Raw genomic sequence first — 12,917 nt, 5'->3', positions numbered from 1 at the left:
GGGTGCTTGATTTCGGCATGAAGCCTTATCTTTGTAGGCTCAGCAAGATTTAAGTAACTGTGTAAGGCGTCCCTTACACCTATAGTTTACACTATCTACTTAAATATTGCAACCCCTTTCTCACTCATTTTTTAAATTTCAATGTAGGTTTCTCACCTTCTTTTTTTATAAAGTGCTTGTATCCTAAAATATCAGTCCTTACCTTGTATATAGATAGGTTAACTTTGCTCAATCCTTTGATACACTGACCACCTTTTGAAACTTTTCCTAAAATTGACATCAACGCTTGCCCACCTTCAAATTTGGATTTGTCGTATGGCTTTAATTCTACATAATGCTTTTGATTCGGCAATGTCCTTGATAGAAAACGGAAAATTCTCTCCTCTTTCGTTTGTATATCTTTAATTAAAATAAGATCATTTTTATAAAGTGTAAATTTAAATTCTGATTCCTCTGAGATTCCCTCCTTCAGCTTTATTTCGTTATATTTTTCTTGAGTGATTCCATACTGACCTGTCCCTTTTTCAAAACTGAGATCTGAATACTTAACACCCATCAGCTCATATTTTCCTGTCTTGGGATTAAAATATAGATCAGCTCGCCAAGGATTGACTGACTGTAAGACAACTAGATTGCGACTATTTTCCGGTGTGATTGGGATATGATTTCCTAACTGACTATCATAGTATTTCAAAGACTTAATTGCAGGCCCCTTACCTTTCCGGCTATATTTTTTTACATAGCCGTTTTCCTTGTAGTATCGTTCAAATGGATTTCCGATTTCCTTTCCTTTGTCATCAAATTCTCGGTAATCACGTAAAATAATCTCGATAACCTTTTCCCATGTTTCAGGATCTTTTTGATGCATTAAAAATAAAGTCTTATCTTTGTTATAGCGTTTCAAAAATGCTTCATATCCAGCTTGGGTATAGATATCTTTAATTTTTCCAAGAACATATGTTTCTTTCGTCTTATCCTTGCCAAGTTGAGCTTTGCGAGTTGCATAAATTGTTGCATCTGAAATTTTACGATTCACCTTTGAATCAACTTGGTATGAAAAGAGAATCTCATCTTCAAATCCGTCGCTTGTAATGGTATTAACAAATCCTTTGTGTGGCGGTTGATAAACCAGTTCCTTATACTGTTCATCCGACATATTCAGAATCTCACCCGTTTCCAAATCAAGCCGTTCGCCGTCTTTATAATTAACAATAAGTGGATTGTCTTGCTTTTTCCATAATCGTAACTGGCTGGATGCTGCTATTATTAAGGCATCCACTGCATGATGATGATAAGTATCACGAGATTTTTCAATCTTCCATTGACGACGCAGCTGAGAAGTGAATTGCCCACGAACAACAGAAACTTTAGTTTCTTTCCCCAGAGCCTTTAGACCATCTTGAAGGGCTGTTAAAACAACTCGTGAAGCATAACGTGTATCAACAAGGTTTCGTTCGATAAATCTTGATCGAACTTCATAACCATTGATATTTTCCTCAAATAGTAAATATTCTCTCTTTTTCTTGCCCAATCTTTGACATCCTAGAACATACGCTTTATATTCTTTATATGTCCAAGATCTGTTAGCAGCCAATAGATACTGATACGGCGTCCTCTGTCCTTTTTCTTGGTTTGCTGTCGCTTCTACTAACACTTTGTTTGATAAACTGTCGTCAAAGGTTAAAGAAAGTGGCAAAATATGATCAATTTCGTATTGACTTTGATTGTGAATTAAGTCATGAATGGAAATTGTCTTGCCTGTATAAAGACACCTTTCTCCCTGTTGATACCACAACCGAATTTTGGTTGCTAATTGATTGTGTCCGTGATACAGATGTCCAGGTAATTCCTTTTTGCCACAATAAAGTGTTGCTGCATGACTTAGCGCATCTTCTTTTTCCTTTGCATTCGCCTTTTGACCATCCGCAATTCTCTTTCTCTCCTCTTCCTCATTCCGATCACGAGGCATTTCAATCACAATTTGTTCAAAATCTCCAAATCGCTTATGTGCCTCGTTAATGATTTTGATAGTTTGTCGAACAGACTTGGCAACTACAGGATTATAAATTTCTGAAACCATTTCAACTGGATCCAATTTTTCTCCCGCTATGCTAATCGTATGTTTACGAACAGTCTTTCCAAGCCTGTTTATAATGGTCATTTGTTCATCTGAGGTTGAATACAGCTCTGGGATTAACTCTAGCATAATTTTTGCAGATAGACTATGCCAGCCTCTACCGAATAATTGACTTTTTGATTTTCTAAAGGATGCTAGTTCTTTTATTTGTTCTGAAGTAAATAGTTTCGGTAAGTCATGTGATAAAGCTTCTTTGATTCCTTCATAGTCTGTATTTAACGTTAAAATATGTGCTAATATATCCAACTGTTCACGAGTAAGTTTGACTCCCCCTATTATCCCCAAACACTCATGAAGTTGACGATATGCATCAAAAGTATGCATATCAGGTTTATCTTTATTATCAAGCCGATATCCTTTTATTTCATCTACTTCGCAAGGGATGAGTTTTGCTATCTCTTTTAATAGTTTTGCAGGTCCTAATTTGGGAGTATTTTTAGCGTATTCAACTAAGTATTCTTTTTGCTCTGTACTTAATTTCTTCGTTTCTGATGGTACTGTTAAATTATTTAAATCATTGAGAAAATTGAACTCCTGTGCTGTATAGGATACCTTAGAGGCACGAAATTCCTCAGGATAGTAGGTACATTTCCCGATAAGAATATCAAATAAATTTTTCTCTGTTTTCCCACTTGTTTTATAAATACCATAATCTGTCCTAGATTTTTCATTTCCAGGACCAATGTAATATTTCCGCTTGCTTTCTAATAAGCTAATAAACTCTTCAATAAATGAATGAGTGAGTTCTTCATGGAATGATTGTTGTTTTTCTAAAATACGTCGTGCTTCTTTAACATAATCTGATGTCTAGAATACATTGATTACTTGCTGAGGTTCACCGTTCTCGTCCTTTACAATAAAATTCCCTCTCAGTTGACCATATCTTTCAAGGCGCTCAAGTTGAATTTGACCAGGAGTTTTTTCTGAAAGTAATTGTCTATTGCGTTCGATAGCTTTCGAATAGTCTGAGCCACTTGTTGTTTCTTCTACTGCATCATCAAGATAGGAAATTCCTCTACGTTTTACTAAATTCCGTAGTACAATGAATAACTCATCAAAACTCAACTCATTTTCTAAGCCCTTTACACGCAGTTTGTATGGATTGACATCAGGTAAAAGACCTTCTGTATGAATCTGATACTTATCAAACAAATCCCCCAGTCTCTTTACACGGTGTTTTTTTCGACGAGTCAATCGATGACCACCACGAAATCCTCTACGTTCCGCATTATTTGCAGCATTTGCAGAAGGAAAAATACGAGAGCTGGCATGTACTATCTCTCCTGTTTTTGCATCAATAATTCCAACTCCAACCGATCCCACACCAATATCCAGACCTAAAATTCTATTATTTGACATAAAATACCTACTTTCTATTTTTATTCACACCTTATTATATCAAATTATAAACCGTTTTCAATATCTATATTAGGATATTTCATCTTTCAGAGGTGATTTTTTTTATCTTCCATGTTACACTTATAGGTACCATACCTAATAGAAAGAATATCCGCATGATTACCAAAGAATTTGACACTATTACTGCTATTTCTACTCCGTTGGGAGAGGGAGCCATAGGAATTATCCGCCTGTCGGGAACGGAGGCTTTCTCCATTGCCAGCAAGGTTTTTAAGGGGAAGAATTTGGCAACAGTGCCCAGTCACAGCCTTAACTACGGTCATATTGTAGATCCTGCTACCGGACAAGTTTTGGATGAAGTGATGATAGGAGCGATGCGGTCACCACGAACCTTTACTCGCGAAGACATTATCGAGATAAATACGCATGGCGGGATTGCTGTAACCAATGAAATCCTGCAACTGCTGCTTCGCCAAGGAGCCCGCATGGCAGAACCTGGAGAATTTACCAAACGTGCCTTTCTAAACGGCCGAGTGGACTTGACCCAAGCTGAGGCCGTCATGGATATTATCCGCGCAAAAACTGATAAGGCCATGCACAATGCTGTGAAACAGCTAGATGGTTCCCTCTCTCAACTCATCAACGATACTCGCCAAGAGATTCTGACAACCCTTGCCCAAATCGAAGTCAACATTGACTATCCAGAGTATGATGACGTTGAAGAGGCGACTACTGAGCTGGTGCGTGAGAAAACCGAGCAGTTCCAGCAACTATTGGAGAACCTCCTACGAACTGCTCGCCGCGGTAAAATTCTACGCGAGGGGATTGCAACAGCTATTATCGGTCGACCTAATGTTGGAAAATCCAGCCTACTCAATAACCTACTCCGCGAAGATAAGGCCATTGTGACCGATATTGCAGGAACCACCCGAGACATCATTGAAGAATATGTCAATATCAAAGGCGTCCCCCTCAAGCTCATTGACACTGCTGGTATTCGAGATACAGATGACATCGTTGAAAAAATTGGTGTCGAACGTTCCAAGAAAGCCCTTGAGGAGGCCGACCTGGTTCTCCTAGTCCTCAACGCAGCCGAGCCACTAACAGAACAAGATAAGGCTCTGCTCACCATTTCAGAAAGTACAAACCGAATTGTCCTTCTGAACAAGACAGACTTAGAAGAAAAAATTGAGTCTGACCAACTACCTGACGATCTTATTCGTATCTCCGTTTTGGAAAACCAAAACATTGAGCAAATAGAAGAAAAAATTAACCAGCTCTTCTTTGAGAATGCTGGATTGACTGAACAAGATGCCACCTATCTTTCCAACGCCCGCCACATCTCGCTAATAGAGCAAGCAGTTAAAAGCCTACAAGCTGTCAATGAAGGGCTAGCGATGGGAATGCCTGTTGACCTACTGCAAGTCGATCTGACCCGTTGTTGGCAAATTCTGGGAGAAATCACCGGAGATGCCGCTCTTGACGAACTCATTACCCAACTCTTTAGCCAATTTTGCCTCGGGAAATAGGAAAAAACAGCAATGAAAAAGCTGTAACCGAAACAGTTTTCTGCTTTCAGTTACAGCCTTTCTTCTTTTACTGACAATCAAAAATAATAATAATCATCGTCATAATACTCATCATCTGAATAGGCACTATCAAATTCTTTCATAAGAGCTTCTATTAATTCTTTTCTGATTTGGTCATCAGACAAGCTCCGTACATAAGCTGGTAAGTCAAGTATACGCTGGGCAGCTGCACACGTGCATTCATGTGATTGAAAAAAACAAGCGTGTTTCCTACACTGGGACAATACCAAGTCTGAATAAGGATTTCATTTTGATAAAAACTACAACAGGTCACATCAATTTGAAATTGAAAGACATTATGAGTATTGAACTTGTAGAGGAGGTGCTTTATGAATCAGCTTGAGTTTCAGCGTAATCACCTGCAAATGGACTATTACAGAGAGAGCTACTAAGATTTTGACCGTGACTTCTACCGCTACTCCAACATGAATATTCCATTGACCTTCCTGACCGATGATATTCTCAAAACAATGGCGACTTCACCTAAGAATTACTTTGTCCTCAATAAGGAAAAGGCAAGAGATAACAGTGATCACTTCTTCATTTTTGAGGTAAATACCATAGATGAAAATCCGCTAAGCTACCGCTATTCGTATATGAAAACTACAACGTATTTAGTACAAAAATAGGAACTGTTCAATTGACTGTTCCTATTTTTAATCTTCATAAAATCTAAGCTATTCTATTTTGAAAAATTTACCATCTTCGAATATTTTTACCAAGGGATCAGATGGTTTAAAACTAGGTCCCTGCCGACCAATTATTAATTTTCCTTCCCAGATTTCCTCAGGGATATTACTATCCGTTAACTTAAACAAACTTTTTGAGTTTCCAGGTCGTCTAAAATATACTCCAGAATAAATTGGCTCATGATTACTGTCATATGTGATTAAAGGATCTTCATTCGAAATGTAAAAATTAAACTCGTTACAATCTCTCCCAAAATAAAAGATTGGTATTTCAAGCATATTACCATTTTTTCTATTCTTTAATATTTCTTACCAATGAACTAATAATTTTATGTTATTATTTTGACTTTAAAATCTTAATCATCAAAATATCATCGTCCCTACATTTCACAACTTCAAAACCAAATTTTTCATAAAGATGGATCGCATTATTTCCATAGCTAACACTTAGAGAAACTCCTTCTCTACCAATTTCCGATAATCTATCAAAGAAACCTATCATTAGTTGATTACCAATCCCTTTTTGTCTATGGTTAAAATCAATGGAAATCATTAACTCCGAAAAGGAGCTTTTATAATATCCGTAACCTCTTTTATCTGCATCAAGCAATCTCTCCCAAATTGCACCTATAATTTCATCATCTTCAACAGCAACTAATACTACTTCTCGATCTAAATCAATATCTTTATAATACTTAGATATCTCAGGTTGAAAAACTATTCCATATGGAAATTTTTCCTCTCCTTCTGGAACGTATAAAGCCAAATAAGTAAATTTCTCTAAAACTTTTAATTCATCTTTCCTTAAGTTTCTAATCTTCAAACCACATATCACTCTTTCTAACCTCAATATTTTTTACTATGAAATATTAAGGCATGCTTGAACTAATGTTCCTATTTCTTTTATAACTGTTTATTTAAAAATATATTCGTTTCTCTCACCAGACATTTATACCCATTTCATCATTTGATGAAGAATAGTTTTATATTGGCATAGATGACGGAAAATTTCGATTAAGTCCTGTCTAATTTTGTAGTAAATGGATTTGCGTCGATACTTTGGTGTGAAAACAATGTGATATTTGCACATCCATTTGGTGTGTGATAAACTATAACTAGTTTTAGCCATTTATTTTTCCTCCTTTATCTAACCTGAACAATTAGATTATACATGGAAAAATAAATGGAAGCTAGAAGCCTTGTCAGCCACCAGCTTAGCTGGTGGTTTTTTCATTTTTCTCTACGAGAAAAACTGGCTGGAAGCCATAATAATTAATGCAGCTCGTCAAATAGCGGGCTGCATTACGAGCATCAACTAAAAAATGGAGCCATCGAAATGATGCGCTCCATTTGTATTTTATCATTCCGAAAAATAGGTATTTTCCGGAAAGGAAATTAGCAGTAGGGACAATAGTACGCTTTCCTATCTTTTAATTTTCCACATTCTGGACATGGGATTAAATCAAGCTCGTCTGACTCAAATAATGTACGACTATGACATTTTGAACAATAGAATGTATCATCTTCATCCCATAATTTATCTGTATCAGTATTCCCACAATAAGCACAAATCATACAAGCCTCCATTTATAAATTTAAGAATAAGATAACAATAGACTGTAATTATGCCTTTTTCTTAAAGTCTACAGTTACTATATTACCGTCAATTTTTGTTACTAAGCCTTCATCTTGTTGTAATAAAATTTCTTTTGCATAATTTTCTGCTTTTAAACGTGCATTTTCATGCTTCTGTTGTTCAAGTTGTGCTTTAGATGATTTTGATTTTTTATGAAAATATACGATTATTCCACCTAGAGCAAATCCAGCTATCGCAGCAACTCCTAAAGCTCCAATTTGATTCATCTTTTGGTCTTCCATTGCATTACTATAACCGTCCCAATAACCATCATTATAACCATTTTCATAGATGTCTGCTATCAACTGTTCTGGTCCACCGTGATTTTTTGCTAAACTGGACAGTGCTGCATTTGCCCACTCAATACCAGTTCCCAAAAATTCTTTTGCTGCAATATTCATAATTTCCACCTCGTTTTTAACTTTCTAGTGTAATTATATATCTAAAAACATTTCCTGTCGTTCACGGATTGTGAAATTTTTCAACTTTTATAAACTTTTTTTATAAAGTTGAAATATCTTTTAGCAAATGGGTTGTTAATATTGGTAAGATCTAATAAAAGATAAATTCCAAGTTGCTGATTCAAAATTTGAGACAATCCGTTATTAACAATACCATAGACGTACCGGAGTGCAAAATAATAATCTGCAACTTTGTAAAAGTGGGTATCTTTTTTTAGATTTTCTATTATATAAAGGACAGTTTCATCAAACTCTTTAACGTCAGGTATCTCTTCATTAAAAGAAATATCGGTCATAACACTATTTAGAATATTATTAGAAATTAAAAATTTCGCTTTTTTTCGAGTATTTTTTCCAACATCTGTCTTCAAAAAATCCTCTAATTCATCCATAAAAGGAAATGCTAATTTCCCAGCAGCAATTAAAAATAAGAAGCTAAGAATATTTGCTCCAGCTGATGGATACCCTCCCTTTTCAAATAAATCTGTGAATATATCAAAAAACAACTCAAACTCTGATGATTCAATCGTATTTTCATCACCTTTTCTGACCTTTTTTTGAATCTCAAGTGCTTTTAAAAATCTTGCGTCCTCTTTTTCGGACTCCGTTGCAAATAAAGGGAACAATCTCATGTATTCCTTAATCAAAGCATCTCCTCCATCTTTTAAGTTCACAAAATAGTCAACCATTGATGGAAACTCTGAAAAATCACCATAGAGTAGGTCATCTATCGTAACCTGATAATGTAATGAAAGTAATTTTAGAATATCATTATTAGGAGTTCTCTTACCGTTCTCCCACTGAGAAATAGTACTTACGTTAGTATCTAAAATACTAGCCAAATCAACTAGGGTCTCCCCCCAGCAATTACGTATATTCCGTAAGTTAGCGCCAAACGAACCCATATTCACTTCTCCTGCATATATTATTGAATATATTATACCACGGAAACACTTTATTAAAACAATGAAAATGAGGTCGCACTGTTACGACCTCAAGAAAACAAATGTTTTTTCTGATAAGTGTGTGTAAAATAGATTATACTAATCTACAACTGATGAATCATTCTTACGGAAATCAGCAAGCTCTTCAAACTTTGAAAGCTCAAAGACAAAGGCCTTGTCTTCTGGTATATGAATGCCCTCTACTTTATAACGCTTTTCAGGTTTCCATTCAGGCATGATGTGAAGTATATTTCTAAATTGTAATATAGATCATCAATTGTTTTTAATATGATGATCCAGTTCCTTCTTTGATTCAGAGACTTTCTGAAAAAAGCAATACTCAACTTCTGTAAAGTAACAAAAAACTTCAGCACACTCAATCAGTATTGGATTTAATTCTTCTCTAGGTGGTAAACCTACTGAAAATTCAACGATTCCATCTTCTTTAGTCCAGAAACTCTCATGGAATGCTACTTCTGATAAGTGAACGTATCCCGATGATTTATTATACACTGTTTCAATGGAAGGATAGTACTCTGAAATTCTTTTTTTAAGATAAGCATCTGTCATTTTCTGATTATTAGTATCTTTCATATTCCTTATTGGCTTACCACTTAAGTATTTATCTATGAAAGAAGTTCTATCTTTAGAAATGAATGCCGCAAAAACTCGCATAAGATTATCTAGCTGAGTTCGAACTAACACTCCAGCACAAGTAAGATTCCTTGTATTTAACAGTTCAACTATTCCATCAATAAACTGTACTCGCCGATTCAATGCCGAAACAAAAAACATCTCATCTTGGGTAAAATTTTCACCAATCATACCAGCAGCAAGTGTTTTAGACTCTTCCTTATACTGTTTTAATTGTATTATGTATTGCTCAATTTCTTGAAGATATTCTTCATTTGTCATAAAATCACCTCATTTCAACCTTAAAAATATTATCGCATATCCCTTAGAACAACAAAGATTTTGTATCAATTACTGAACTCTTACTTCAATCGACCATTCAGGCGATATTAGAGGTGGGTACGTTTCTATTCCCACAAACTCCTTGTCAATGGAAACAAACACGTACCCACAGGGTAAATGGAAATAGATTTTGATAATTTCTTGCTATCACTTCTACTCATTCCAAAAATTTTCTCACTCTGATACTTCCCCACCTCAATACAAAAAGCCTTAGTGTCAAGACTTTTCAGTATCCCTTTCGTTCCAAGGTTTCTAGGCTTTTACGAGCAGAGCAACACACTCAGCGGTTCGCTGTTACCGCATCACTGTGTTCTGCGACAGCTATCGCATGGGCAGAACATCTGCTTCTACTTTGCTGATAAATCAACTCGTACAAGCAGTGATACTGCCTCCACATGATGCGTCTGCGGAAATAAGTCCACAGGCTGAACCTTGGTCAGTTTGTAGCCAAGTTCTTGATAGAGTTTAATATCACGCGCCATGGTAGCTACATTGCAAGAGATGTAAGTAATCTTTTCAGGCTGAACAGAGGCGCTAGCCTTGACAAAGGATTCTGTTAAGCCTTTGCGAGGTGGATCAACAACAATCACGGTCGGTTGAACTCCTTCTTTAGCCCATTTGGCCATGGCATTTTCCGCACTGTCGCAAAGGTAGGTCACGTTTGAAATACCATTTCGCTCTGCATTTTTCAAAGAATCGGCAACCGCTTCTGGAATAACCTCAACTCCATAAACGTGTTTGACCTGTTTGGCGAAGGACAGACCAATCGTTCCAATGCCAGAATAGGCATCAATCACGACATCATCAGGCCCGACCTCAGAAAAGTCAATAGCCGTCTGATACAGTTTTTCCGCCATCTCCGTATTAACCTGATAAAAGGAGGGAGCCGAAATCTCAAACTCATTTCCCAGCATGGTATCTACAATGGTTTCTTGACCATAGATCAGACAGAATTCCTTCCCTAAAATGGCGTTGGTTTGTTGGTCGTTGATATTTTGAAGGATAGAAACCAGATTGGGAAAGGCCGCAGTCAAGCGCTCTACTAAACTGTCTACACGGAAGATTTTCGGACGAGTCGTGACCAAAATGAGCATCAGTTGACCAGAGTAGTGCCCTCTACGCACCACCAGACTTCGGATGAGCCCTGTTTGCTCCTTTTCATCGTAGGGTTTGAGGTCAAGTCGCCTCAACTGATCACGCGTATAAGCAATCAGCTGATCAATCTCTGGGTGCTGGATGTAAAAATCTTCAATCGGAATCACATCGTGAGAATTTTTGCGGAAAAAACCTGTGTCTAAGAGTCCATTGACCCGACGAACAGGAACGGCTGCCTTATTGCGATAGCGGATTGGGTCATTCATACCCAGAGTATCAGCCACAGGAAGGTCTGTCAGACCCGCTATCTTTCGCAGACTATTGACGACCTGTTTCTTCTTGAAAGCCAGTTGGGCTGGATAGGTCATGTGGCCCAAATCAGCAATTCCTGTACGCAAATACGTCAGTTCAATATCCTGATTACGCTCCGGAGAGAGGGTCAGATAGCGTTCTACCTTTCCAAAACCAACCGTTTTTTTGACCTTGAGCACCCGCATGGCAATTTTCTCACCCGGTAGGGCATTGTCCACAAAAAAGACAAATCCATCTAGCTTAGCAACTCCTTGTCCTTCATGGGTCAAATCAACAATTTCAACTTCTACAACATCGTTTTTCCTAATCATTTTTCTACTTTCTATTGGAGGTCACGAAAAAAAGTGACCGAAGTCACTTCTAGTATATCATATTTTAGATGCTTATCGGATTCCTAGCTCAGCCAAGCGCTGCTGATACTTGTAAAAGTCAATCCGCAAGCCCAGACCATCGTATACATCATAGTCATCATACCAGTCCCCATTCTCAGGAATCGTAGTTCTTTCAATCCCCTTGGCTGCATCAAGCGCTGCAAAAGGGCCATTGGTAAAGGCAAATGAGAGAGGAACTGTGGTCGGAGTCATAGCGTAGACCTTACCAAGAGCCTCAGACCCCGTAAAGAGCTTGGTTGGGTCCTTCATCTGAGTCATAACAGCTGACAACACTTCCTGCTGACGTCTGGTTCGGCCATAATCTCCCTCATCATCCTTACGAAAACGAGCATAGTTCAAAAGAGTGCGGCCATCCATCTGCTGCAATCCGACTTCGATAGTTTGATTTGGAACAGTGCCGTCAGGTTGAATATTCAAATCATCTGGAACCTCTACCGAAGAAACGGGAACACCGTCTACTGTTGAGAACTGGGCATTGATGGTTACCCCTTCTGGGAAGAGGGTATCAATGGTCGTTGCAAAGGTTGAAAAGTCAATCATCGCATAGTACTTGATGTCAATATCAAAATTTGATTTGAGTACCTGACGGACGCTTTCTGCACCCTGACTCGCATTTTGCTCCCCAAGGGTATAGGCAAGATTGAGCTTGTAATCGTAACCGTCAATATCTACCAGAATATCCCGCATAAAGCTGACCAGTTTGACGGTCTTGCTGCTGTTGTTGACATTCAGAACCATGATTGAATCTGTCCGGGTCATATCAGATGTCTGTCCCAAGCGACCATCTGTTCCCAAGATTAGGATATTGACGCCATCTCGACTGTCCTGACCGTTAAACACCTCAGGTACCGCCTTTTGCTCTACACTGTTCATTCCTTTGACAAACATAAAGCCCATCCCTGCAAGCACTGCAAGAATGAGGACAAGCACCAGCTGAAAGAAGCGTTTCAGTTTCCATCTCAGCGGTTTACGAGGGCGAGGCACCTTTTCCTTACGAGGACGTTTAGGACGTCTCTCCCGCTTTTCCCGTGGATATTCAGGGAGGTCAAAATCATCCTCATAGGAATAGGAATCTCTATAACCTGGTTCGTATTGGTTTCCATAATCCATCGACTCCTCTTCATAGGGAGTATAGACTGGTTCTGGTCTGCGAACTGGAGCAGGCTGACTTCTACGCTTTGGAGTCATACCGGAGTAGAGATCTCTTTTGTACTCAAGATAGATGAGCTCTTTGCGTTCTTTTTCGTTTAGATAATGAATATTTTTTTGTAAATAGTCTAATCGTAATTCCTCATGATGATTGAGGTTTCCGTTGTTTCTAGCCATGG

Annotated in this window: 9 protein-coding genes and 4 pseudogenes; 3 read left to right on the top strand and 10 right to left on the bottom strand. The window is 37.8% G+C overall.

All coding sequences use genetic code 11. From position 1 onward, the window contains the following. Positions 1-124: 124 nt before the first annotated feature. Positions 125-3,496, bottom strand: a pseudogene (gene cas9 / locus INT76_RS00635) (type II CRISPR RNA-guided endonuclease Cas9). A 155-nt stretch (positions 3,497-3,651) separates the two neighbouring features. Between cas9 and mnmE the strand changes: the two are divergent. The 3 genes and pseudogenes from mnmE to INT76_RS00620 all read left to right on the top strand — a co-directional run bounded on the left by mnmE (position 3,652) and on the right by INT76_RS00620 (position 5,714). Then, a complete protein-coding gene (gene mnmE / locus INT76_RS00630) occupies positions 3,652-5,025 on the top strand; it encodes a tRNA uridine-5-carboxymethylaminomethyl(34) synthesis GTPase MnmE (protein WP_212571069.1) in 1,374 nt (457 codons plus the stop codon). A gap of 199 nt (positions 5,026-5,224) precedes the next feature. Continuing rightward, positions 5,225-5,428 (top strand): annotated as a pseudogene (locus INT76_RS00625) (hypothetical protein); the annotation flags it as partial. A gap of 82 nt (positions 5,429-5,510) precedes the next feature. Beyond that, positions 5,511-5,714, top strand: a complete 204-nt coding sequence (locus INT76_RS00620; RefSeq protein ID WP_249116159.1) for a DUF5960 family protein — start codon at positions 5,511-5,513, stop codon at positions 5,712-5,714. Between the two features lie 53 nt (positions 5,715-5,767). On the opposite strand, the pseudogene INT76_RS00615 reads toward INT76_RS00620, so the two are convergent. The 9 genes and pseudogenes from INT76_RS00615 to INT76_RS00575 form a co-directional block, all read right to left on the bottom strand. Next, a pseudogene (locus INT76_RS00615) lies at positions 5,768-6,083 on the bottom strand (hypothetical protein); the annotation flags it as partial. Positions 6,084-6,111: 28 nt separating this feature from the next. After that, on the bottom strand, positions 6,112-6,597 hold the full coding sequence (locus tag INT76_RS00610) for a GNAT family N-acetyltransferase (protein ID WP_212571067.1): 486 nt from the start codon (positions 6,595-6,597) through the stop codon (positions 6,112-6,114). 153 nt (positions 6,598-6,750) lie between these two features. Continuing rightward, positions 6,751-6,903: pseudogene (locus INT76_RS00605) on the bottom strand (transposase); the annotation flags it as partial. A 494-nt stretch (positions 6,904-7,397) separates the two neighbouring features. Then, positions 7,398-7,811, bottom strand: a complete 414-nt coding sequence (locus tag INT76_RS00600; protein WP_212571065.1) for a hypothetical protein — start codon at positions 7,809-7,811, stop codon at positions 7,398-7,400. Between the two features lie 80 nt (positions 7,812-7,891). Further along, on the bottom strand, positions 7,892-8,776 hold the full coding sequence (locus INT76_RS00595; RefSeq protein ID WP_212571063.1) for a helix-turn-helix domain-containing protein: 885 nt from the start codon (positions 8,774-8,776) through the stop codon (positions 7,892-7,894). A 138-nt stretch (positions 8,777-8,914) separates the two neighbouring features. Next, positions 8,915-9,052 carry a hypothetical protein gene (locus tag INT76_RS00590; protein ID WP_212571061.1) on the bottom strand — a complete coding sequence of 46 codons (138 nt, stop codon included), beginning with the start codon at positions 9,050-9,052 and terminating at the stop codon, positions 8,915-8,917. A 36-nt stretch (positions 9,053-9,088) separates the two neighbouring features. Further along, the gene (locus INT76_RS00585) at positions 9,089-9,730 is read right to left on the bottom strand and encodes a hypothetical protein (RefSeq protein WP_212571059.1); all 642 of its coding nucleotides are present in this window, start codon (positions 9,728-9,730) and stop codon (positions 9,089-9,091) included. A 407-nt stretch (positions 9,731-10,137) separates the two neighbouring features. Then, the gene (gene rlmD, locus INT76_RS00580) at positions 10,138-11,508 is read right to left on the bottom strand and encodes a 23S rRNA (uracil(1939)-C(5))-methyltransferase RlmD (RefSeq protein ID WP_212571057.1); all 1,371 of its coding nucleotides are present in this window, start codon (positions 11,506-11,508) and stop codon (positions 10,138-10,140) included. A gap of 72 nt (positions 11,509-11,580) precedes the next feature. Further along, entirely contained in the window at positions 11,581-12,915 is a 1,335-nt protein-coding gene (locus INT76_RS00575; RefSeq protein ID WP_212571054.1) for an LCP family protein, read from the bottom strand. Between the last annotated feature and the right edge of the window lie 2 nt (positions 12,916-12,917).

This window comes from Streptococcus oriscaviae, assembly GCF_018137985.1.
GTDB classification, from domain to species: domain Bacteria; phylum Bacillota; class Bacilli; order Lactobacillales; family Streptococcaceae; genus Streptococcus; species Streptococcus oriscaviae.
This window is presented reverse-complemented; position numbering and strand designations above follow the sequence as displayed.